Annotated in this window: 20 protein-coding genes; 10 read left to right on the top strand and 10 right to left on the bottom strand. The window is 59.9% G+C overall.

What is annotated here, in order from left to right:
- Positions 1 to 29 precede the first annotated feature (29 nt).
- The 5 genes from dksA to BM079_RS07470 all read left to right on the top strand — a co-directional run bounded on the left by dksA (position 30) and on the right by BM079_RS07470 (position 6,188).
- On the top strand, positions 30 to 455 hold the full coding sequence (gene dksA, locus BM079_RS07490; protein WP_090132488.1) for an RNA polymerase-binding protein DksA: 426 nt from the start codon (positions 30 to 32) through the stop codon (positions 453 to 455).
- A 542-nt stretch (positions 456 to 997) separates the two neighbouring features.
- A complete protein-coding gene (locus tag BM079_RS07485; RefSeq protein WP_245742869.1) occupies positions 998 to 1,420 on the top strand; it encodes a type 2 periplasmic-binding domain-containing protein in 423 nt (140 codons plus the stop codon).
- A gap of 40 nt (positions 1,421 to 1,460) precedes the next feature.
- Positions 1,461 to 2,585, top strand: a complete 1,125-nt coding sequence (locus BM079_RS07480; RefSeq protein WP_090132486.1) for a hypothetical protein — start codon at positions 1,461 to 1,463, stop codon at positions 2,583 to 2,585.
- Between the two features lie 54 nt (positions 2,586 to 2,639).
- Complete coding sequence (locus tag BM079_RS07475; protein ID WP_175489632.1) at positions 2,640 to 5,429, top strand: bifunctional diguanylate cyclase/phosphodiesterase; 2,790 nt, start codon at positions 2,640 to 2,642, stop codon at positions 5,427 to 5,429.
- Between the two features lie 6 nt (positions 5,430 to 5,435).
- Positions 5,436 to 6,188 carry a PEP-CTERM/exosortase system-associated acyltransferase gene (locus BM079_RS07470; protein ID WP_090132482.1) on the top strand — a complete coding sequence of 251 codons (753 nt, stop codon included), beginning with the start codon at positions 5,436 to 5,438 and terminating at the stop codon, positions 6,186 to 6,188.
- Positions 6,189 to 6,216: 28 nt separating this feature from the next.
- Here the strand turns inward: BM079_RS07470 and BM079_RS07465 are convergent, their stop codons facing one another.
- Entirely contained in the window at positions 6,217 to 7,323 is a 1,107-nt protein-coding gene (locus BM079_RS07465; RefSeq protein WP_090132480.1) for an NADH:flavin oxidoreductase/NADH oxidase, read from the bottom strand.
- A 309-nt stretch (positions 7,324 to 7,632) separates the two neighbouring features.
- Between BM079_RS07465 and BM079_RS07460 the strand changes: the two genes are divergently transcribed.
- On the top strand, positions 7,633 to 8,361 hold the full coding sequence (locus BM079_RS07460; RefSeq protein ID WP_090132475.1) for a polyphenol oxidase family protein: 729 nt from the start codon (positions 7,633 to 7,635) through the stop codon (positions 8,359 to 8,361).
- 47 nt (positions 8,362 to 8,408) lie between these two features.
- On the opposite strand, the gene BM079_RS07455 is transcribed toward BM079_RS07460, so the two are convergent.
- From BM079_RS07455 to gmhB, 3 genes are all read right to left on the bottom strand, one after another.
- Positions 8,409 to 8,960, bottom strand: a complete 552-nt coding sequence (locus BM079_RS07455; protein WP_090132472.1) for a DUF924 family protein — start codon at positions 8,958 to 8,960, stop codon at positions 8,409 to 8,411.
- Positions 8,944 to 10,167 (bottom strand): FAD-dependent monooxygenase, encoded by a 1,224-nt coding sequence (locus tag BM079_RS07450; protein ID WP_090132470.1) that lies wholly within the window; start codon positions 10,165 to 10,167, stop codon positions 8,944 to 8,946. The genes BM079_RS07455 and BM079_RS07450 overlap by 17 nt, the downstream gene beginning before the upstream one ends.
- Before the next feature lie 101 nt (positions 10,168 to 10,268).
- A complete protein-coding gene (gmhB, locus tag BM079_RS07445) occupies positions 10,269 to 10,850 on the bottom strand; it encodes a D-glycero-beta-D-manno-heptose 1,7-bisphosphate 7-phosphatase (protein WP_090132468.1) in 582 nt (193 codons plus the stop codon).
- A gap of 141 nt (positions 10,851 to 10,991) precedes the next feature.
- On the opposite strand from gmhB, the gene BM079_RS07440 reads away from it, so the two are divergent.
- Positions 10,992 to 11,459, top strand: coding sequence for a DUF4168 domain-containing protein (locus BM079_RS07440; RefSeq protein WP_139215276.1), 468 nt, complete (start codon positions 10,992 to 10,994; stop codon positions 11,457 to 11,459).
- A 157-nt stretch (positions 11,460 to 11,616) separates the two neighbouring features.
- On the opposite strand, the gene BM079_RS07435 is transcribed toward BM079_RS07440, so the two are convergent.
- The 3 genes from BM079_RS07435 to BM079_RS07425 form a co-directional block, all read right to left on the bottom strand.
- Entirely contained in the window at positions 11,617 to 12,813 is a 1,197-nt protein-coding gene (locus BM079_RS07435; RefSeq protein ID WP_245742868.1) for an MFS transporter, read from the bottom strand.
- Between the two features lie 103 nt (positions 12,814 to 12,916).
- A complete protein-coding gene (locus BM079_RS07430) occupies positions 12,917 to 13,846 on the bottom strand; it encodes a hydroxymethylglutaryl-CoA lyase (protein ID WP_090132461.1) in 930 nt (309 codons plus the stop codon).
- Position 13,847: 1 nt separating this feature from the next.
- Complete coding sequence (locus tag BM079_RS07425) at positions 13,848 to 15,140, bottom strand: CaiB/BaiF CoA transferase family protein (protein ID WP_175489631.1); 1,293 nt, start codon at positions 15,138 to 15,140, stop codon at positions 13,848 to 13,850.
- A 138-nt stretch (positions 15,141 to 15,278) separates the two neighbouring features.
- On the opposite strand from BM079_RS07425, the gene BM079_RS07420 reads away from it, so the two are divergent.
- The 3 genes from BM079_RS07420 (at position 15,279) to BM079_RS07410 (ending at position 18,156) form a co-directional block, all read left to right on the top strand.
- A complete protein-coding gene (locus BM079_RS07420; RefSeq protein WP_090132459.1) occupies positions 15,279 to 16,205 on the top strand; it encodes a LysR family transcriptional regulator in 927 nt (308 codons plus the stop codon).
- A gap of 164 nt (positions 16,206 to 16,369) precedes the next feature.
- Positions 16,370 to 16,651, top strand: coding sequence for a hypothetical protein (locus BM079_RS07415; protein WP_090132457.1), 282 nt, complete (start codon positions 16,370 to 16,372; stop codon positions 16,649 to 16,651).
- A gap of 2 nt (positions 16,652 to 16,653) precedes the next feature.
- Entirely contained in the window at positions 16,654 to 18,156 is a 1,503-nt protein-coding gene (locus BM079_RS07410) for a sodium:solute symporter family protein (RefSeq protein ID WP_090132455.1), read from the top strand.
- An 89-nt stretch (positions 18,157 to 18,245) separates the two neighbouring features.
- Here BM079_RS07410 and BM079_RS07405 read toward each other — a convergent pair whose 3' ends face one another.
- The 3 genes from BM079_RS07405 to glyQ are packed head-to-tail and all read right to left on the bottom strand — an operon-like array spanning position 18,246 to position 21,861.
- Positions 18,246 to 18,788 (bottom strand): GNAT family N-acetyltransferase, encoded by a 543-nt coding sequence (locus BM079_RS07405; protein WP_090132453.1) that lies wholly within the window; start codon positions 18,786 to 18,788, stop codon positions 18,246 to 18,248.
- Positions 18,785 to 20,899 carry a glycine--tRNA ligase subunit beta gene (glyS, locus tag BM079_RS07400; RefSeq protein ID WP_245742867.1) on the bottom strand — a complete coding sequence of 705 codons (2,115 nt, stop codon included), beginning with the start codon at positions 20,897 to 20,899 and terminating at the stop codon, positions 18,785 to 18,787. The genes BM079_RS07405 and glyS overlap by 4 nt, the downstream gene beginning before the upstream one ends.
- Entirely contained in the window at positions 20,899 to 21,861 is a 963-nt protein-coding gene (glyQ, locus tag BM079_RS07395) for a glycine--tRNA ligase subunit alpha (RefSeq protein WP_090132450.1), read from the bottom strand. The genes glyS and glyQ overlap by 1 nt, the downstream gene beginning before the upstream one ends.
- Positions 21,862 to 21,880: the final 19 nt, after the last annotated feature.

Below are 21,880 nucleotides of genomic sequence, written 5' to 3'. Positions count from 1 at the left end.
TTTGAACGGACTCAGTGAGGCGAAGCATCATGACAGTCAATATCCCTGCCAACGAACAAGAGCTTCTTGCTATGCCGGCTGAGGACTACATGAACGAGGCGCAGCTGGAATTTTTTCGCCAGCTGCTGCTGAAGGAACGCAAGGAAGTCGAAGAGACGCTGGAAGAAATGCGTGACAGCATCGGCATGGCGGAAAGCAGCGGTGACGACAGTGACCGCGCTGCCAGCGAAGAAGAGCTGCGCTACACACTGCGCCAGGCTGATCGTGAAACGCGCCTGTGGCGCAAGATCAACGCCACGCTTGATCTCATCGATGAAGGCGATTACGGCTTTTGCGAGGAAACCGGCGAACCCATCGGCCTCAAGCGGTTGCTGCTGCGCCCGACCGCGACGCTGTCCATCGAGGCCAAGCAGCGCCAGGAGCAGCAGGAAAACCATTACGCCCGCCGTCGCTGAAGGGTGTTACCGATGCTGGGTTGTCGCGACCGCCCCGTTTGAAAATCGCCCCTTCCCGGGGCGATTTTTTTATATCCGCTCCATGCCCTGCTTCGTTCTGCTGACTGTCATTGCGTCTCTTGAGTAGACCAGGGGATGGATAAATCTGCGCTGTCGAAATTGCTGGAGGTAAAAAGCTAATAATAATGAGCTTTCCAGCATTTCATATAAAAGTACGGCTGCCATCATCCGATCAGCATATATATCCTCCTAATATAAGCGTTATGATCTTGTAAAATAATAACGAAAAGGCATCAATACAGCGTGACATGACAGGCGTTTTTCTGTCTTTAGTGGTTCGAAAGTCTGTCAAAAACCTGGTTGATGACGATATGCACGGATGAAACGCTGCTTCTCAAGCCTTTGATATCAGGACTGTGCAGGCATGATGGCCGCCTCATATCAGACCACCGCTGATAGGACGCGCCGACTCATGCTGCCGGAGGTAGCTGGAAGCGGCTTTTTTCTGGCAGGGGCAGGGAGCCTGAAGAATGCCGAAAGGCATGATGATACTTGTATCGATGGTCGTGTTGCTGCTGTGGTGCGGCAGGGTGGCGTATGCCCAGGAGTCCGTGGTGCTGATCGCCAATCCGTCGGCCCCCATCGGCGACATGACTCGGGAAACCGTACGCGCCATCTTTGCCATGCGTCAGCGAACGCTGCCCGGTGGCGAGGCGGCGCATGTCTTTGTACTGCCGGACAAGCATCCTCTACACGAGCGCTTTACCAAGGAAATTCTTGGTGTGTATCCCCATCAATTGCGTCTTTCCTGGGACCGGCTGGTATTTTCCGGTACGGGGCAGGCGCCCAATGAAGTCGGGTCGGTTGAAGAAATGAGACAGCGTGTGGCCAGTACGCCGGGCGGGCTGGGCTATCTGGAAAAAGGAGCCGTGGATGATAGCGTCAGCGTTCTTGCGGTGGAGTAATCGCCTCCGGTGTCGGTGTATCACGGCGCTGACCGTTGCCATGACCGCAGGTGGTGCCTCCTCTGCCCAGGCCGATGTGCTCGACACGGTACAGGTGCACGGTTTCATGAGTCAGGCCCTGATCATGAGCCGTCATAATGATTTTTTCGGGCCGAGCAGCCAGAGCGGTGGCAGTCTGCAATATACCGAGATCGGCGCCAATATATCCATGCGCCCGACCAAGGATCTGCTGGTGTCGGCTCAGGTGTTGAGTCGCCGGGCTGGCGATGACAACAGCGATTATGAACCAAAGCTGGACTATGGCCTGCTGGATTATCAGTTCGTCACTGACAATAGTCGTGTGCTGGGCGTGCAGGTTGGCAAGATAAAGCAGCCCTTTGGCATTTATAACCAGACTCGTGACGTGGCGTTCACGAGACCCGGTATTCTTTTGCCGCAGTCGATCTATTTTGATCGTACCCGAGCGCCGGCGCTGTCGTCAGAAGGCGTCTCCGTTTACGGTGAGGAGCATCTGTCTTCCGGCATGCTTTACTTTCAGGCCGGTCTGGGCAAAGCCAATACCGACAATAACGTCAAAAATACCATCTGGGATTCAAGAGTTCCGGCCTCCATTGATGGCGCATTATCTTCCATTGGCCAGATCGGCTACGAGCATGACTCGGGCAATATCATTGCTGCCCTGACGGTTGCCGAGGCCAATATTGATATTGATGGGCCACGTGCTGCGCCGGACAGGTATTCCTTCCGACCGATCATCATGTCGCTTCAATACAACCATGGCTACTGGAGTCTTACCGGAGAGTATGCGCTCAGGCGTCAGTCCTTTACCGGTGGTGATCATGATGACCATATTACGGGAGAAAGCTGGTATATCCAGTACACACACCGTTTCCTCGAGGACTGGCAGTGGCTATTGAGATACGACTCGCTGGTCAACGATCGTGCCGACCCAAAGGGAAGGCAGTTCGAGGCTGATGGCAGGGGCGCTGCCCATTCGCAGTTCGCCAGAGACTGGACGCTGGGTCTTCAGTGGAATGCCACGTCCAACCTGTTGCTGTCGACAGAGTATCATCATGTCAACGGTACAGGCTGGTTACCCAAGGACCAGGACACATCAGACCAGTACTGGGGAATGTTACTGTTCCAGGCGTCATGGCGTTTTTAAAAAACGTTATTCGTTTGGATGCATGGCCTGCCATGGGCATTCCAGGAGAGCGACATGAATTTCAGCCTGAAATGGCGCGCCATCATATTGACCAGCCTGGTCATGGTCGGGCTGGCAAGTACCTTTACTCTGGTCAGCTATCGGAATCTTTCGGAACAGTTCAGAACCTCTCAGAGTGCCAGCTACAGAAGTCGCATCGAAGACATCAACATGTCGCTGGAGCGCTCCTTTGACGATCTGCGACAGATTGCCGGCATCGTTGCGTCTTCCAACAGTCTTGGGAGCGCCCTGGAAAATGGCAATTACACCTTTATTGACCAGGCCCTGCGCTCTCAATGGCCGACGCTCCAGATCGAAGTAGGGATCGAAAGCCTTTCCGTTTTGAACATGAAAGGCAGAAATGTCTCTACCTTTGGCGATCTTCAGTCGGATGTCCCCGTAGCGCTGATGCGCAAGTGGGAGCGAAGCGTTATCCGTGATGAAATGCCGGCCAAAACGCTGATGTGCACCGATGTCTGCCGTCAATATGTCGCCGTGCCGGTGCTTGAAGATGGTAGAAGCGTGGGCATCGTTGTGCTCACCAGCTCATTGATCGATGTCATTTTGTATACCAACAAGAGTTCGGGAGGCGACGTCGCGCTTTTAATACAGGGCGAGGTTTTTGCAGACCATACCCACTACCTGCCCGACTGGCAGTCTTCCATTATTGCCCTGACCAATGAAAAGGAAGAGCTGCCGGTAGTCAGAGAAGCAGTTCGATCCAACTCTCTGGCATCGATCTCTCAAAGCTCGGCTCGCTTGAAGCATGATGGCCACAACTATGAAATTTTTGCCATGCCGCTGAAAAGCTTCCAGGGCAGTGGAGGCGTTAGCCATCTTCTCCTGATTTCGGATATTACTTCCCAGGTCAGCGAGATCGTGGAGAATACCAGAGATACCTTTATTATTGCGGTGTCAGGCTGGCTGGTCGCCGAGATACTGCTTTTCATGATCCTCTGGCGACCCATGGCCCGGCTTCGGCATCTCTCCAGCGTACTGCCTTCTCTGGCACATGGCGGCTTTGATCGTGTCAGGCGTAAAACACAAATAAAAAACAAGAAATGGAAGGACGAAATCGATGTTCTCGATAATGCGGCCTTCGATCTTGCCGACCAGCTCGAGCAGCTTGAAAACAAGGTTTCCATGCGCGACCTGGAACTCTCGGCACGTTTAAAGGAGCTGGCCAGGGAAAGAGACTTTATCGGTGGTCTGCTTGATAACGCACATGTCCTGATCCTGACGCATGACAGGGAAGGCAACATAACGCTGGTCAACCGGCATGCTCAGGAGGTCATGGGAAATGATCAGGACCTGATCGGTTGCTCTTTTGAAAAGATATTCAACCTTGATATGCGTCTTGCCATCACGTTGTCAGGGAATACCCGACAGCAGGAAAGCACTGTAAAAAAGGGAAACGGCGAAGACATTAGTGTGACCTGGGTTCATGCACCCTTGGATCCTGCTTCTGAAGGCGAGGATCATATCTCTGTAGGGCTTGATATTACTGCCCGTAAACAGGCCGAAAAAAGACTGGCCTGGCTTGCCAATCGTGATCCTTTAACAGAGCTTTATAACCGTCGCTTTTTTGAAAGTCAGTTAAAGGATGCCATGCATGATTGCAGCAACAGCGGAGCAGTGCTGTATCTGGATCTGGATCAGTTCAAGAACGTCAATGAGCTGGGGGGACACCATTCCGGCGATCAGCTGCTGAAACTGGTGGCGCAGGCGCTGATCGAGGAACTGGGTGAAAAGGCCATTGTGGCACGCCAGGGAGGGGGTGAGTTTTCGATTCTGCTTGAGAAGGCTACCGCGGCCGATGCCTGTCAGATGGCCTCCAGAATATCACGCAAGCTTGAAAATATTGTTTTTTGTGAAAACGGCCGCCGCCACCGTGCCATGGCGAGTATCGGTATTGCGCTCTACCCGGACCACGGTGCAGACCATATCAAACTGATGGCCAATGCCGATTTTGCCATGTACAAGGCAAAGGATTTGAACAGTAATAAATGGTACTTGATTCCTGATGAATATGACACGAGTCATGAGCTTCAGGAGCGTGTGTACTGGATGGACGAAATACGTCGAGCGCTGAGCGAAAAGCGGTTTGAACTGGCGGTGCAACCCATCGCATGTGTTGAACATGGCACCATTCAACACTACGAAGTGCTGCTGCGCATGCGGGATGAAAACGGCAATCTTGCCATGCCGGGGCTGTTCATACCTGCAGCAGAAAGAAGCGGCCTTATTGTTGAAGTAGATCGCTGGGTACTGTGTGAAAGTCTGGATCTTCTGGTCAGGCTGCAGGAGCGACCCATTACGCTTGCCGTCAATATATCCGGAACCACACTGCAGGATGAAAACTTCAGCGATTTTGTCGAGCAGGCACTGAAAGTACGACAGCTTGATCCGGAAAGATTGATTCTTGAAGTAACAGAAACGGCTGCGGTAACGGATTTTTCAGCGGCCAATAATCTTTTAAAGGGGGTTCAGGCGCTTGGTTGCAAGATTGCGCTGGATGATTTTGGTGTCGGATTCAGCAGCTTTCACTATCTGGGGCAGATGCCTAGTGACTACATCAAGATAGATGGCTCCTTCGTCAGTGAAATGCTCAAGTCGTCCGAAAACAGGCTTGTGGTCAAGGCAATCGCGGATGTTGCCAGGGGATTTGGCAAAAAGGTCGTTGCAGAGTTTGTTAGTGATGCGCAGATACTGGAGGCATTGAAGGGATTAAATGTCGATTACGCGCAGGGATATTATGTGGGATTACCCATCAGGCCCGAAGAGGCATTTAATTTTGAAGGATAATAATGCATGAGCAGGGAACTGTTTGTCAGGGATTATAATATAATCTTTGCAATCACCGAAGAAGAAAAAAAAAGAGTGTATTCATTAAGACATGATGTCTACTGTGAAGAACTCGGTTTTGAGCCGGTTAATACCAGTGAGGGTATTGAAAAGGATCCTTTTGACGGGAGTGCGCTGCACTGTTTGATAGAAAAACGGGCAAGTGGCCAGGCCGTCGGATGTGCCAGGATTGTACTGCCTTCCGACACCATGGAATCTCCCTTTTATAGAATGCCGCTCGAATTGAAGTTCTCTTCTCTTTTTGAAAGCGGCGAGCATCATCCTGATTCCTTTCAAAGAAGAGATATCTGCGAGATATCCAGAGTGGCGATACTGGGCGATGTCAGAAAAGCCAAAAGTGTCAGAGCGTCGACACAGGAGTCGCCTCAATCTGTCAGAACGGCATCGCTTCTCAAGGCAGGTCTTTTTTTATCGGTGCTTGCACTTGGAAAAATATCCGGCCGCCGCTACGGTTTTGCGATGATGGAGCCGTCGCTGGCAAGACTTCTGTCGTATTCAGGATTTCGATTTTCAAGAATCAGCCAGTATCTAGAATTCAACGGTAAAAGAGCCATCTATTACAGCGACTGGAAAGAAGCTGTCGGCCAGCTTTGCCCGGAGATGTACGAGCTCTACGAATATATTGCCGAGCGTTTCAGCGCTGATTTTGCCTCGTGTGACATGGCAATGGCAGAGATAGCCGGATACGAGAAGACGTGAAGTGACTATCCGGCTATCCCTGACGATGTTACTGATCCAGAAACAGATCCTTGTACTGACGCGGCTGCGAGCGCAGATACTGATTCGGCGCGCTCACCTGCGCCCCTAGTGCGGCGGCGGCATGCCAGGGCCAGCGCGGGTTGTACAGCATGGTTCTGGCCAGTGCGACTGCATCGGCGTCCCCCGTGGCCACAATGGCCTCTGCCTGTTCCGGCTCGGTAATCAGCCCCACCGCGATGGTCGGCATCTCTACCACCTCACCGATGGCACGTGCCAGCGGCACCTGATAGCTCGGGCCCACCGGAATCTGCTGGGCTGAAGTCAGCCCGCCGCTTGAAACGTGAATGAAGCTGCAGCCGCGGGCGTCGAGTTCACGCGCCAGCGCCTGGCTCTCCTCGACACGCCAGCCGCCGTCGGCCCAGTCGGTGGCCGAGATGCGAATGCCCACTGGCCGCTCCTGCGGGAAGACGTCGCGAACGGCGTCGAAAATCTCGAGCGTCAGGCGCGTGCGGTTTTCCAGACTGCCGCCGTACTCGTCGCTGCGCTGATTGGACAGCGGCGAGAGAAACTGATGCAGCAGATAGCCGTGAGCGGCATGCAGCTCGATTGCCTCGATGCCCAGCCGCGCCGAGCGCTCGGCGGCGCGTTTGAACTGCTCGCGAATATCGTTGATCTCTTCGAGGGTCAGTGCGTGCGGAGCGTTTTCCTCCTCGCCCCAGGCGATCGCCGAGGGGGCGACGGCCTGCCAGCCGCGCGGGTCATCCGGGGCGATCTGCGCGCCGCCGTCCCAGGGCGCATGGGTGGAGGCCTTGCGGCCGGCATGGCCGAGCTGAATGCCCAGCGGCATGGTCGAGTGGGCGCGAACGGCCTCCAGCGTAGCTTTCAGGGCCTGCTCGTTGTCATCGTTCCAGAGTCCGAGATCGTCGGGGCTGATGCGGCCTTCCGGTGAGACGGCCGTGGCTTCCAGAATCAGCAGGCCGGCGCCCGACAGCGCCAGATGCCCCAGATGAATGGTATGCCAGTCGGTGGCGTTGCCCTCATGAGCCGAGTACTGACACATCGGGGCGATCAGGATGCGATTGGCAAGCTCAAGCTGTCCAAGTTTGAGCGGCTCGAAAAGACGCGGGGAGGGCATGGTGGTACTCCTTGGAAATGCGGGCAGCGAAGGGTCGAAAGTCTGGCACAGAACAGTTTTGTTAGCACGCTATCAAATCCGATGAGCGATATCGAAAAAATTTTTCCGGGTTCAGGAACTCTTTGCCACAGGGTGACTCAAAGTCAGTGTTCCCTTGAATGATCCCTTGCAAGAAATATTCTTGTCGCCTGCCATCCCCTGGCAGGCTTTTTTTTGTCTGTTGGGCGGGTTTAAGCCGGCGCCGGCGCGAAACACCTGTAGACAGTAAACACCTACAATAAAAGCAGGCGCGTCACCGGAGCCCCGCTCATGATCAAGTCCTCTCTGCTGTCCGATATTTCCTCGATAACGCATGGCTTCGGCCACCGACAGAGGCTGATGCCGCAGGCCCTTGTCGATTTCGAGGCGTCCCGGCCGCAAAAAAAGCAGGTGCATGGCACACGTATCGTCACTATCGAGACACCGGGGCAGGCATGCGGGGAGGCCGACGGATTTCTGACTGACCGGCCGGGCATTCCCGTATCGGTCGTGACAGCCGACTGCCTGCCGATTCTGCTGGCCCATCGCGACGGTGGATATGTAGGGGCGCTGCATGCCGGCTGGCGCGGGCTGCTGGACGGCATCATTGAGGCGATGCTGGCGCGCATTACGGCGCAGCGCTGGGGCGATCTGTCGGCGTGGGTCGCGGTAGTCGGCCCGGCCGCCGGAGCGCCGGCCTACGAGGTCAGTGAAGCGCTGGTCGACACCTTCAGGGAACGGCTTGATTTGCCGGAGGCGCTCATGTCGCCCCGACCGCGTCATCTGGCGCTCGGCGCCATCGCCTGTCACAAGCTTGAAGCGGCCGGCATAGGGGGGATCGAGCATATCGATCAGTGCACGATCACCACGCTGCTCGATGGCCGTCGGGGGCCGCTGGATGGTGCGGACCCGGAGGCCTATCGGTTTCAGAGCCATCGCCGCCATACGCTGACCCATCCTGATCCGGACCGGCGCCCGAGGCTTCCCAATCAGCACGCCGGTCTGGTGATTCTGCCCTGATATTCTGCTCCTGACCCTGATGTTTCACGTGAAACATCGTGTATCGACTAGAACGACGAGCCGGGGGTGGTCAGAAAGATTCGCTCTTCGTTGGTACTGACGCGGCCAAGCGCGTCATTGCGATGTGGATAGCGGCCAAAGCGCTCAAGAATGGCCAGGTGGCGATGCTCCACCTCCAGATGGCGCTCAAGGCCCGGCTGGTCAAAAAGCCGCACGGCTTCCTGGTGAACGACCAGGGATTCGCTGTGCATCCACGGCATGTAGAGAAAAGGGCGCAGCGTGAGCGACAGGCGTTGATCACAGCCCAGGCGTACGGCCTCCTGGGCCAGTACCAGCGCCTGCGGGTCATGGGAGAAGGCGCGCGGATCACCGCGATAGACATTGCGTGAAAACTGATCGATTACGATGATCTCGGCCAGACGTCCCCGGTCGCTTTTGCGCCAGTGGGCCAGCTCGCCGCTTCGGGCGGCCTCGAGCAGCGTCCCGAACCGTGTGGCAATGGTGCTGTCCAGCGCGTCATCGCGACGAAACCATTGCGCGGGTGTCAGGGTCTCGAACCAGAAGTCGAGTACCGCCTCATGATCATGGCTGTGTGTCATGATCTTTACATCCCTTGCCGCTGGTCATCGGTTGCCCGGTAGCCAGCGACATCATGAAGCGTTTGACCGGTGCCATGCGATCGGCGCTTTTCAGGCCACGTTCTGCCAGATGTCGCAGCGGTGCAAAGGGCAGGGTGAACAGATGATGAAGCTGCTCGACGCCGGCCAGCATGGCCGCATTGCGCGGCCACTGGCGGCGCTGGTAGCGGCTCAGCGCATGACCGGCGCCCGGGTCGCTCTCCTGTTCCAGTGCCTCTGTCAGGGCCACGACATCGGCCAGTCCCAGATTGACGCCCTGGCCCGCCATCGGGTGAATCACGTGGGCCGCGTCACCGATCAGTACCAGACGTTTGCCCGCATAGCGCTGGGCGTGCAGTCGGCGAATCGGAAAGCGCCCGCGCTCGAGAATGGCCTCGACCGAGCCGAGACGCGCCGGGAAAGCCTCGGCAATCGCGGCGCGCAGGGCGTCGTCACTCATGCTCATGCGCTTTTGCACCTGCCCGGGGCTGTCGTACCAGATCAGTGAGGCCTGGCGATCGTGCAGCGGCAGCAGTGCCACTGGCCCGCTGGGCGTAAAGATCTGCCAGGTGGTATGGCCGGGTGACTCGGTCAGGCGCACGTTGATGATCATGGCCTCCTGAGCGTAGTCGCGCTGCTGGCTGCTGATGCCGCCCAGGTGTCTTGCCTGTGAGCGCGCGCCGTCGGCGCCGATGATCAGGCGGGTGGTCAGCGCCCGGCCGTCATCAAGCAGGCCATCGACGTGATCGTCATGACGCTGCAGCGATGACAGACGCGCCTCGCTGATCAGGGTGACCCTGGGCTGCGCCTCGAGCGTCTGCCACAGCGCGTGACGCAGACGGTCGTTTTCGACAAAAACGCCGAACCGGTCCAGATCGATGTCCGCGGCGCTGAAGCTCAGCGCTTCCGGTGCCTCGCGGCTGCCGGCTTCAAGACGGTCGAAATCGGTCAGAAATCGTGTCGGCAGATGGGCCATGACGCCGGCGTCCTTCAGCAGATCGAGCGCGGCGCTGTTGAGTGAAGTGGTGCGCAGCTGCAGCGTTTCATCCACCGGTCCGGGCGCGCGGTCACTGTCGAGCACCGTGATGGTGAAGGCCGTGCGGTGCGCCAGTCGGGCAGCCATGGCCAGTCCTGCAATGCCGCCGCCGACAATGATGATGTCGGATGTGATCGTGCTGGTGTCTGTCATGGTTGCGCCACCCGTAGTAAGCAATGCCGTGGAAGAAGCCCTGCAGTATAAACGACGCCTGCCGGACGCGCGTTGAGCGTGCGCGCCGCTGTCGCAGCGCCCTAGCGCGCCGGGTCCGTCATGGTCGGGTCGTCGGAGAGCAGGCGGTTGGCAAAATCGAGCAGGGAGTCGGTAATCACCACCTCTTCAGGGCGTTCGAGCTGATCAAGATCGCCCCGGGTAATCTCGCCCTTGCCGGTCAGTACCAGCGCCGTCCTGCATCCCGCGGCCTGGCCGGCCTGCAGATCACGCAGGCTGTCGCCCACCATCCAGGCCTCATCAAGGCACTCGAGCCGGCAGAGATCACGAATCTGATACAAAAGCCCCGGTTTGGGCTTGCGGGTATCGCTGTCATCGTCCGGTCCATGAGGGGAGTACACCACATGGGCAATCCTGCCGCCGGCCGCCTCGACTTCGCGATGCATCCTGTCGTGCATGGCCTCAAGCGTTGCCTCGTCAAAGTAGCCGCGGGCAATGCCGGACTGGTTGGTGGCCACGGCCAGAGTCCATCCGGCCTGATGCAGACGGGCGATGGCCTCCAGCGCCTGAGGGAAGGCCAGCCACTGCTCGGGACTTCTGATGAACTCGATGGAATCCTCGTTGATCACGCCATCCCGGTCGAGGATGATCAGTCCTGCGCTCATGTGAAATTCTCTGCCATGGCCCCGGTATCGGGGCGTGAGGTGAAACGACGCCAGAGCTCCGGGTTTGCGTTCACAGTCGGTTTCTGGACGCCCTGCAGCGACTACATTACATTGAATCAAATTCTTTTTTTGGAGTTCACCATGAAAAAGCCGGTTTCGATGCTTGGCGCAGCGCTCATCACGGTTGGTCTGCTGACCGCCCCGATGGCCATGGCCGGTAGCCAGAGCGCTCAGCAGGGCCAGTCGCAGGCCCGGGCACAGATGCAGCAGCCCCAGCCGGTGGAGCCTGGCACGCTCTCGAAGCAGTATCAGGACGATGAGCTTCGTTCGTTTCTGGACGTCAACCGCGACATGATTCCGGTCATCAAGAACCTGTCCAGCCAGAACGTGTCAGACCAGCAGCAGGCGCAGTCGATGATGCAGGAGTTCCAGAGCAAGACCGAGGACTCCCTCAAGGAGCATGATCTGTCCGTACAGCAGTATCAGCAGATCGGCACCGATGCTTCGCGCGACAAGGCACTGGAAGAGCGCCTGATCAACATGGACCCGCAGCTCTACAAGCAGCTTCAGTCCATGCAGTCGCAGGCGCAGCAGCAGCCGGCGCAGTAATGCTGCACGGGGTTTTACCCATCATGACAGTGCAGGATGGACAGTGATGGGATGAAAGACAAAAGCCGGCCCGCCAAATGGCGGACCGGCTTTTTTTAATTCCGACCATATCGTCCGTGAGGAAAGTCTGTGAGAAAAGTCCGTGATGACGGTGTGATCACACTGGCATATGGGCTTCACAGCGATGACCGCGCCACCATAGCGCAAGCCCTGCAAGACTTGTGACCACCCCGAACGCCGTCACCCCTGTCCAGCCGGCATGACCGTACAGCCACGCCGAGGCCAGCGAGCCGGTGGCCCCGCCGAGGAAGTAGCTCACCATGTAGGCGGCATTGAGGCGGTTACGGGCATCGGGGTCGATGCGATAGACCATGTTGAGGTTGGTGATATGCACCAGCTGCACGGCGATATCGAGCACCAGCACGCCGATCACGATTGCCAGCAGCGAGTGCTCGGCCCGGAACAGCGGTAGCCAGCCCAGCAGCAGCAACACGAGTCCTGACGTGGTGGTCAGCCGTGCCCGGCCGCGATCGACCTGACGTCCGGCCCAGGGGGCCACCAGCGCGCCGGCTGCGCCCAGAAGCCCCAGAAGACCGATGGTGGCATCACTGAACTGCCATGGCGGTGCTGATAACAAAAAGGCCACTGGCGTCCAGAAGGCGGCGAAAAGGGCAAAGGTTAGTGCCCCCAGTGCGGCCCGCAGACGCAGTGCCTGATGGGCGGCCAGAAGGCGACCGACCGAGCGAATCAATGCTGTATAGCCAAGACCCGCATGGGTATTGAGTCTGGGCAGGGCGCGCCACAGCAAAAGCGTCGTGATCAGCATCAGTGCAGCGGCCACCAGGTAGACCAGCCGCCAGTTGCCCAGCGTCGACAGTGCGCCTGCAAAGGTGCGCGCCAGCAGAATCCCGATCAAAAGCCCGCTCATGACGGTGCCCACGGCGCGGCCGCGCTGCTCCGGAGCGGCAAGCGTGGCGGCAAAGGGGACCAGTACCTGGGCGACTACCGAAAAGACGCCGGTGATCGCGGTGCCCAGCAGCAGTACGGCCAGGTTGGTGGACAGCGCGCTGATTCCAAGACCCATGGTGGCCAGCAGCATCATGATGACTACAAGCCGGCGGCGCTCGATCATGTCGCCCAGCGGGACCAGCAGCAAAAGGCCGGCGGCATAGCCCAGCTGTGCCGTGGTGACGATGATGCCGGCACCCGAGTAATTCAGCCCCAGCTGATCGGCAATGGTATGCAGCAGCGGCTGGGCGTAGTAGTTGCTGGCTACTGAAATTCCGGTGGCCATGGCCATCAAGAGCAGAAGCGGGGTGGGCAGGGCGGCTGCGGTCATATCCCGGGATGTCACGGTATGCGTCTCTCTGAAGGGAAGCTGAACAGGCGTGGCGCAGTGTGATCCCGTTTGAATCCGGGTGCAAAGAAACATGGGCCGTCATCGACGGCCACAGGGATTATCGAGCGCGAACGGACTCGGGCAGCGGATAGCGTCGGCTCGAACGGCCGGCCTTCACCACCTGGCCCGGCACGTCATGACCGACCAGATCGGGCAGGGTTCGTGACACTGCCAGCAGGGCGTCAAGATCCACACCGGTGTCGACCCCCATTTCCTCGAACATGTGGACCAGGTCCTCGGTACAGACATTGCCGCTGGCGCCGGGGGCGAATGGACAGCCGCCCAGCCCGCCCAGCGCCGCGTCAAAGCGCGAGACCCCGGCCTGCCAGGCCGCCAGCACGTTGGCCAGTCCCATGCCGCGGGTATTGTGCACATGCAGGGTCAGCATCAGCTCGGGCCAGCGACCCAATACCTCCTTGCACAGCGTTCTGACCTGAGCCGGGTTGGCCATGCCGGTGGTATCGCAAAGCGAGATGCCGCGAATGCCCATTGCTGTCAGCCGTTCGATGATGTCGATGACTCGCGAGGCCGGCACCTCACCGTCAAACGGGCAGCCAAACGCCGTCGAGATCGAGGCGTTGATGAACACATTCCGGCCGCGTGCCAAATCGAGTATCGCGGGAAAGCGTTCAAGCGATTGCCAGGGCGTCATGCGCAGATTGGCAAGGCCATGGCTGTCGCTTGCCGACATTACCAGGTTGAGCTCGTCGGCGCCGGCGGCCAGTGCCCGCTCGGCACCGCGCTCGTTGGGGACCAGTGCGACGTAATCCACATGCTTGTGACGGGTCATGCCGGCCATGACCTCTCCGGCATCGGCCAGGTTGGGGATGGCCTTCGGTGAGGTGAATGAGGTGGCCTCGATCTTTGCAACGCCGGTACGGGAGAGCGCATCGATCAGGGCGATCTTGTCTGCCGTGGACACGAAGCGCGCTTCGATCTGCAGGCCGTCGCGGGGGGCGACTTCCTGAATATAAATGCGCTGGTGCATGTTACTCTCCCTTGCCACGCGGTGTCTCCGACCGGTTGCCGTCAGGCTGGTCACGGTCAGTCTGATCGCTGTCATACAGTACGCCGCGCTCAAACAGCGCCTGCTGGGTGTCGGCATCGATACCCAGCTCGTCGAGCACGTCACGGGTATGCTGACCCAGTCGTGGGCCGCCGCCGTCGATGCGCCCCGGCGTGCGGCTGAGCCTGGGCATCACGCCCGGCACCCTGAGCTTGCGTCCTTCGGCAGTGATGATGGTCTGAATCATGTCACGGGCCTGGTAGTGTGGGTCTGCCACGATATCGCGCGCGGTATAGGGGAAGCCCACCGGCACGCCGACAGCCTCCAGCGTGCTCAGCACGTGTTCACGGCGGTGTTGTGACGTCCACTCGGCAATGGCGCCATCAATGCGTTCGGCCTGACACGCTCGGCCGTCGTTATGGGCAAGCGCCGGGTCTTCGGCCAGATCGGAACGCCCGATGGCCTGCATCAGTCTTCGATAGATGCTGTCGCCGTTGCCGGCAATCAGCACATGTTCACCGCCCAGACATGGATAGGCATTCGACGGCGTAATGCCGGGCAGGGCGCTGCCGCTGGGCTCGCGAATCACGCCCGCGGCGTCGTATTCGGGAATCAGGCTCTCCATCATGGCAAACACCGACTCGTAAAGCGCCACATCAATGTACTGCCCCTGACCGCTCCTGTGGCGCTCCTGCAGTGCCAGCAGGGCACCGATGACCCCATAGAGTGCCGAAAGCGAATCGCCCAGACTGACGCCCACACGTACCGAGCGCTCGCCGGGATGGCCCGAGAGGTAGCGCAGCCCCCCCATCGCCTCGCCGATGACGCCAAAGCCCGGGCGGTCGCGATAGGGACCGGTCTGGCCGTAGCCGGAGATGCGCACCATGATCAGGCCCGGGTTGGCCGCGCTCAGGGTCTCCCAGCCCAGCCCCCACTTTTCGAGCGTGCCGGGGCGAAAGTTCTCCACCACGATATCGGCCTCAAGCGCCAGTCGTCGCACGATCTCCTGGCCTTCCTCGCTTCTCAGATCCAGCGACAGCGAACGCTTGTTACGGGTCTGAACGTGCCACCACAGCGAGGTGCCTTCCTCGACAATGCGCCAGCGGCGTAGCGGGTCACCGGTACCGGGGGGCTCGATCTTGATCACGTCGGCACCGAATTCGCCCAGCAGTCTGGTCGCAAAAGGGCCGGCAATCAGCTGGCCCATCTCCAGAACCTTTAGGCCGGCCAGTGCCTCGGGGGCATCAATACCGGCAGTGGCATCAGACGCGGTCATGGCGCACTCCTGACAATGGGGAAGGGCCTTGAGCATCGCCGAGTCACAGGTGTCGAGGCAATTGGGGTTTGACCAAGGCAGCGTTCGCAATCGACGAAGACGGTGGCAGACTGTCGTGTCGCCCGAGAAGTAGCGCCCATGAAACGACCCGACTTTGTGACCCTGCGCCTGTTCGTGGCCATTGCCGACGAGCGCAGTCTAACCCGTGCCGCCGAGCGGGAGCATCTGGCGCTGGCCGCGGTGAGCAAGCGCATCAGTGATCTGGAAGACCAGACCGGCATTTCGCTGCTCTATCGCCGTCCGCGCGGTATCGAGCTGACGCCGGCAGGGCATGCCTTTTTGCATCACGCTCGGTTGATTCTGACCGGACTGTCGCGGTTGGACGCCGACATGAGCGAATACCGGGTGGGTATCAAGGGCCATGTGCGTCTGCACGCCAATACCTCGTCGGTGATCGAGTTCCTGCCGGATGATCTGGGCGATTTCATGGATCGCTTCCCACAGATTCGCATCGACATGAAAGAGCGTCTGAGTCACGAGATCGTGACCGCCGTGCGTGACGGTCTGGCCGATATCGGTCTCTACGCCGGACATGTGCCGGCCGAGGGGCTTGAAGCCCGTCTGTGGCGGCGTGACCGTCTGGTACTGGTCGTACCGCAGGACCATCCTCTGGCCGGTGCGTCCTCGGTGGCACTCGAGCAGGCGCTCGACAACGATTTCATTGGTCTTGAGCAGGACGCCTCGCTGCAGGCGCTGCTTCAGGCTGGCGCGCGCCGCTTTGACCGGCCGCTGCGCATGCGCATCCAGGTGCGCAGTTTCGAAGGCATCTGTCGCATGATCGATCGCGGCATGGGTGTTGGGGTATTGCCTCTGCGGGCGGTCAACGCTGAACGCCATGGCCTTCGGCTGGCGACAATACCGATGACCGACGGCTGGGCGCTGCGCGAGCTGCATCTGGTGGTGCGCGATCATGATGCCCTGGCGGTGCCCGCCCGGCAGCTGGTGGATCATCTGCTGCGCTGCGGCGAGCGCGATCCCGGCACCCCTGCCTTTTCGGCATCGTGATGGCGCCTGCGACCAACGTCCTGGCGCTTCGTCGATGGCGAAGTCGCGCTTGTTCAATCATCAATATCCATCAACCGTGAGGGCTCGATAGAGTCTTTCATGGTCCCCTGTCCGTCGCGCCAGCGACGGTTGACTCTTCGGGAGAGCGTCTCATGAAACCAGAAATGTCTGAACCCGTTCGCAAACGCCGCGTCTGGCTGGGCTTTATCGTCCTCTTTGTGTTGATCAACCCCTGGTATTTTGCCAGTGACGCCGGCGCAACGCGGCTGATGGGCATCCCGCTGTGGGCGCTGATGGTGCTCGGTGTCTCACTGGCACTGTCGATTTTTATCACCTGGACGATCAACACCCAGTGGCAGACCGACAGTGATGAGCGCTATGGCGGTGGAAAAGGGCGCGGCGATGGCCATGACAGCGACGGCGCCCGCCGTGACGAGGAGGGGTAATCATGGAAGTCGAACTGGCGTTCAGCGGCTGGTCGGGCATTTTCGTGCTCGCGCTGTATGGCATCCTGATGCTGGGGGTGGGGCTTTTTGCCTTTCTACGCAATCGCGGTATGCGCGAAAGTCTGGATGAGTACTACCTGGGCGGGCGTGGCCTGGGCGTCATGGTGCTCTTTTTCACCTTCTTTGCGACCCAGTACAGCGGCAATACTGTCATCGGCTATCCGCCGACGGCCTATCGCATGGGCTATCAGTATCTGGTGTCGGTGCCGTTTTTCATCATGATCATCATGGTGTATCTCTTTTTCGCCCCGCGCCTGTACGCGCTGGGCCGGCGGTTTTCGCTGTTGACCCCGGTGGACTGGATCGAGCTGCGCTTTCGCTCGAAAAAGGTGTCGATTCTGGCCGCCATCCTGATGCTCTATGGCCTGGCCAACTATCTGCTCGAACAGTTCGTGGCGATCGGGCAGGGCGTGTCCGGGCTGACCGGCGGCACCATTCCCTACCAGGTGGGTGTGATCTTTTTCATCATCATCATGGTGGCCTACAGCTGGCTGGGCGGCATGCGCTCGGTGGCCTATACCGACACCATTCAGGGGCTGGCACTACTGTTCGGGGTGTTTACACTTCTGATCGGCTCGCTGTATTACTTCGGCGGTCTGCCGTCGGCGGCAGAGTATATGCAGGCCAGCGCTCCCGAGAAGCTCAATCCGCCGGACAGTGCCGGGCTGATGCGCTGGTTCAGCCTGCTGGTGCTGGTGGGCATTGGTGCGGCGATCTATCCCCACGCCGTGCAGCGCATCTTCTCGGCGAAAAGCGAGGCCACGCTCAAGCGCTCCTTCATTCGCATGGCCTACATGCCGTTTCTGACCGCCGGCGTGGTGTTCATGGTCGGCATCATCGGCATTGCGGCCTTTCCGGGGCTGTCCACGGCCGATTCCGAGCAGCTGGTGGGCATGATGGCCAACGCGCTCGCCAATCAGAACGCTTTTTTCTACTGGGCCATGGTACTGCTGTTCGGTGGCGTGATTGCCGCCATTGTCTCGACCGCCGATTCGGTGTTGCTGACGTTCTCCTCGATCATCTCCAACGACCTGTACGGACGCTATATCAAGCCTGATGCCAGCGAGTATCAGAAGGTGCTGGCCGGCAAGCTGATTGGACTGGTGGCGGTGGTTATCCTGATTGTGATTGCCTGGTATCCGCCGGCCACGCTCTATCAGATCTTCGTGCTCAAGTTCGAGGTGCTGATTCAGGTCGCCCCGGCGCTGATCCTGGGGCTGTACTGGACGCGTCTGAACACTCGCGCCGTTTTTATCGGCATGCTGGCCGGTGCGGTCATGGCCGGTGTATTCACCCTCATGGGCTATCGACCCCTGGGCATCTACAGCGGGCTGTGGGGGCTTTTGCTCAACACTGCGATCTGTGTGATCGGCACGCTGATGGCAGGGGTGGATGCTGCCGGTCGCGAACACGCCCGCAAGGTAATCGGCTTTCGCTACGACTAGCCTGCAATAGGCATGAAAAACGGGCAGACCGCTCAGGGCGACCTGCCCGTGTCCTGTTTCACGTGAAACAGCGACTTTTCAAGACCGGCTCAGGTCAGGGTTTTCTCGAGCACGGCAAAGCGCAGGTCATCACGCTTTGGTGTCCCGAAGCGCTCATCGCCGTAGGGAAAGGGCAGATACTCGCCGGTGCGATGATAGCCGCGACGCTCATACCAGGCGATCAGCTCCAACCGCACGTCGATGACCGTCATGCGCAGTCGCTCAAGCCCCAGCTCCTCACGCGTCATCCGCTCAGCCTCGGCCAGCACGGCCTGACCGATGCCATGGCCCTGAAGCCAGGGGCGCACGGCAAACATGCCGAAATAGGCGGCATCCTTGTCACGGGCCACGTGGGCGCAGGCCACCAGCTCATGGGTGCTGTCGCCCGGGCGCTTGGCGATAATGACATGGCTGTCAGGGCGCTCGATGTCGGCACGCAGCACCTCCGGTGCGATGCGCTCGCCATCGAGCAGGTCAGCTTCCGTAGTCCAGCCGCTGCGGCTGGATTCGCCCCGATAGGCGGACGTGACAAGGCTTGTCAGCGCTGCCACATCACTTGAGGTGGCCCGGCGAAAGCGGATGGTGCTGCTCATGACTGGCCCAGCAGTGCAATATCGGCGACTTCGAGGAAGAGCCCCTGAAGGCTTGCCAGCAGCGCCAGACGGTTGCGTTTGAGCGCCTCGTCGTCACTCATCACCATGACCTGATCAAAGAAGTCATCGACCGGCGCCTTGAGACTGGCCAGAGCATCCAGTGCCCGGGCATAGTCGCGCTGGGCGATCAGCGGGGCGGTCTCGTCGCGTTTGGCCGAGACAGCCTCGAAGAGGGCCTTCTCGGCCGGTTCCGCCAGATGAGCGGGGTCGACCGCGGCCGGCACCTCGCCGGACTGCTTGGCCAGAATATTGGCCACGCGCTTGTTGGCTGCGGCCAGGGCCTGGGCTTCATCACGGTGCGTAAAGGTATGCACGGCGCGCAGACGGCGCTCGAAATCAAACGGATGCGTGACGGGGCGGGCGCGTACGGCCAGATAGGTCTCGGCGCTCATGCCGGCCTCCAGCGCCCAGGCGCGGAAGCGATCGAGCATGTAATCCTGCACCTCATCAACCAGCGCCGTGACGTCAGTGACGCTGGCATGCTGGCCGGCGGCCACGGTCAAAAGCTCGCGCAGATCGAGATTCAGCTCGGCGCCCACCGTAATGCTGAGCACCCCGATGGCGGCGCGACGCAGGGCAAAGGGGTCACGCGTGCCGGTGGGACGCTGACCGATGGCGAAGATGCCGGTCAGGGTATCAAGACGGTCGGCGATGGCGAGAGCCTGACCGGTGACGGTGTCGGGGATGTCATCGCCGGCAAAGCGGGGCAGATACTGCTGGTAGAGCGCCCCGGCGACAGCGTCGTCCTCGCCATCAAAGCGCGCGTAGTAGGCGCCCATGATGCCCTGAAGCTCCGGGAACTCGAGCACCATCTCGGTGACCAGATCACACTTGGCAAGCGCGGCGGCGCGTCCGGCCTGGTCACTGCTGCCACCTAGGCGTTCGGCGATGGCACGCGACAGCACTTCGACCCGGGCACTCTTGTCGGCCAGCGTGCCCAGCTGCTGCTGGAACACCACGCTCTGCAGCGACTCGATGCGCGCGGCCAGCGGCCTTTTGCGATCGGTCTCGAAGAAAAACGCGGCATCGGCCAGGCGCGGGCGAATCACGCGCTCGTTGCCCTCGATCACCTGGCGCGGATCGCGGCTTTCAATGTTGCTGATGGTGATGAACGCCGGGATCAGGTTGTCCTGCTCATCGAGCAGGTGGAAGTACTTCTGATTCGCTTTCATCGATGAGATCAGGCATTCGGCCGGCACTTCCAGAAAGCGCTCGTCAAAGCGTCCGGTCAGTGCCACCGGCCATTCGACCAGACCTGTGACCTCGTCGAGCAGAGCGTCCTCGATCACGGCCGTGGCCTCGAGCGCCCTGGCCTGCTCGCGCACCTGTTCCAGAATCAGGCTGCGCCGCTTGACCATATCGGCAATGACGAATCCCGGGTTTTCGAGTCTTTCCACATACTCATCGGCATGCGACAGCTCGATGGGGTGGTTGTAGTGATAGCGGTGGCCACGGGTGGTGCGTCCGGACGCCAGCCCCAGCAGTTCACAGGGGACAATCTCATCACCGTATAGCATCACCAGCCAGTGTACCGGCCGCGAAAACTCCACGCGCGAGGCGCCCCAGCGCATGCGTTTGGGCACCGGCAGCGCATCGACGGTGCGGCGCACGATGTCGGGTAGAAGCGCTGTGGTGGCCTCGCCCTGCTGGGTGTAGCGATGCCCCAGACGCTCGCCCTTGTCGGTATCGATTCGCGAGAGCTCGCTGACGTCCAGACCGAGGGAGCCGGCAAAGCCCTGGGCGGCCTTCGTGGGGTGGCCTTCCTTGTCAAAGGCGGCCGCTACGGCGGGGCCAAGGCGCTCGATCTGCTGATCGGGCTGGTATTCGGCCAGCCGCGTGATGCTGACGGCCAGACGGCGCGGCGTGGCCAGCGGCAGCACTTCACCGTATTGAACGCCGGCATCACGCAGGCCGTTCTTGATGCCCAGGGCCAGAGCGTCGACCAGTTCGGCCAGCGCGCCGGGTGGCAACTCTTCACAGCCCAGCTCGACCAGCAGTGTTCGGGTGGAAGCCATGGCGTTATCGGATGCTGTTACGTTATCAAAAGCCATCAGATCGCTTCCTTTTGACCGAGCATTTCAGCGCGTATTTCAGGTGATGCCAGCGGGAAACCGGCCGCCTCTCGAGAAGCGTAATAGGCGTGGGCCACGTCGCGGGCCAGGGTGCGCACGCGCAGGATATAGCGCTGACGCTCGGTCACCGAGATGGCGTGACGGGCATCGAGCAGGTTGAAGGTATGCGAGGCCTTGAGCGTTTTTTCATAGGCCGGCAGCGGCAGATTGGCCTCCAGCAGCGCCTTGCAGTCGCGCTCATGGTGATCGAAATCGGCAAACAGCGTCGGCACGTCGGCGTGCTCGAAGTTGTAGGTCGACTGCTCACGCTCGTTTTGCAGGTACACGTCGCCGTAGGTCACCGTCGAGCCATCCGGCGCGCGGGTCCAGACCAGGTCGTAGACGCTGTCGACATCCTGCAGATACATGGCGATGCGCTCGAGCCCGTAGGTGAGCTCGCCCATGACCGGGTAGCACTCGATGCCACCGGCCTGCTGGAAATAGGTGAACTGCGTGACTTCCATGCCGTTGAGCCAGATTTCCCAGCCCAGGCCCCAGGCGCCCAGCGTGGGCGATTCCCAGTTGTCCTCGACAAAGCGGATGTCGTGGACCAGCGGGTCAAGCCCGAGATGGGCCAGCGAGCCCAGATAGAGCTCCTGGAAGTTCTCCGGTGACGGCTTCATCACGACCTGAAACTGGTAGTAGTGCTGCAGACGGTTGGGGTTTTCGCCGTAGCGTCCGTCAGTGGGGCGTCGCGAAGGCTGGACGTAGGCCGAGTTCCAGGATTCCGGGCCGATGGCGCGCAGGAAGGTGGCCGGGTGGAAGGTACCGGCCCCGACCTCCATATCCAGCGGCTGCATGATGACGCAGCCCTGCTGCGCCCAGTACTGCTGCAGGGCCAGAATCAGGCCCTGAAAGGTTTTCACGTCTGGCGTTGACGCATTCGCGGATGAAACCGTCATCGGGGAACCACCGTTGGCC

Source organism: Kushneria avicenniae (assembly GCF_900112585.1).
Classification (GTDB): Bacteria; Pseudomonadota; Gammaproteobacteria; order Pseudomonadales; family Halomonadaceae; genus Kushneria; species Kushneria avicenniae.
The sequence above is the reverse complement of the archived record's forward strand: the minus strand, read 5'-3'. Positions and strand labels throughout refer to the sequence as shown.

Coding starts and splice junctions, on each gene's coding strand:
- dksA (WP_090132488.1), top strand. CDS start 30: ATGACAGTCAATATCCCTGCCAACGAACAAGAGCTTCTTGCTATGCCG.
- BM079_RS07485 (WP_245742869.1), top strand. CDS start 998: ATGATGATACTTGTATCGATGGTCGTGTTGCTGCTGTGGTGCGGCAGG.
- BM079_RS07480 (WP_090132486.1), top strand. CDS start 1,461: ATGACCGCAGGTGGTGCCTCCTCTGCCCAGGCCGATGTGCTCGACACG.
- BM079_RS07475 (WP_175489632.1), top strand. CDS start 2,640: ATGAATTTCAGCCTGAAATGGCGCGCCATCATATTGACCAGCCTGGTC.
- BM079_RS07470 (WP_090132482.1), top strand. CDS start 5,436: ATGAGCAGGGAACTGTTTGTCAGGGATTATAATATAATCTTTGCAATC.
- BM079_RS07465 (WP_090132480.1), bottom strand. CDS start 7,323: ATGCCCTCCCCGCGTCTTTTCGAGCCGCTCAAACTTGGACAGCTTGAG.
- BM079_RS07460 (WP_090132475.1), top strand. CDS start 7,633: ATGATCAAGTCCTCTCTGCTGTCCGATATTTCCTCGATAACGCATGGC.
- BM079_RS07455 (WP_090132472.1), bottom strand. CDS start 8,960: ATGACACACAGCCATGATCATGAGGCGGTACTCGACTTCTGGTTCGAG.
- BM079_RS07450 (WP_090132470.1), bottom strand. CDS start 10,167: ATGACAGACACCAGCACGATCACATCCGACATCATCATTGTCGGCGGC.
- gmhB (WP_090132468.1), bottom strand. CDS start 10,850: ATGAGCGCAGGACTGATCATCCTCGACCGGGATGGCGTGATCAACGAG.
- BM079_RS07440 (WP_139215276.1), top strand. CDS start 10,992: ATGAAAAAGCCGGTTTCGATGCTTGGCGCAGCGCTCATCACGGTTGGT.
- BM079_RS07430 (WP_090132461.1), bottom strand. CDS start 13,846: ATGCACCAGCGCATTTATATTCAGGAAGTCGCCCCCCGCGACGGCCTG.
- BM079_RS07425 (WP_175489631.1), bottom strand. CDS start 15,140: ATGACCGCGTCTGATGCCACTGCCGGTATTGATGCCCCCGAGGCACTG.
- BM079_RS07420 (WP_090132459.1), top strand. CDS start 15,279: ATGAAACGACCCGACTTTGTGACCCTGCGCCTGTTCGTGGCCATTGCC.
- BM079_RS07415 (WP_090132457.1), top strand. CDS start 16,370: ATGTCTGAACCCGTTCGCAAACGCCGCGTCTGGCTGGGCTTTATCGTC.
- BM079_RS07410 (WP_090132455.1), top strand. CDS start 16,654: ATGGAAGTCGAACTGGCGTTCAGCGGCTGGTCGGGCATTTTCGTGCTC.
- BM079_RS07405 (WP_090132453.1), bottom strand. CDS start 18,788: ATGAGCAGCACCATCCGCTTTCGCCGGGCCACCTCAAGTGATGTGGCA.
- glyS (WP_245742867.1), bottom strand. CDS start 20,899: ATGGCTTTTGATAACGTAACAGCATCCGATAACGCCATGGCTTCCACC.
- glyQ (WP_090132450.1), bottom strand. CDS start 21,861: ATGACGGTTTCATCCGCGAATGCGTCAACGCCAGACGTGAAAACCTTT.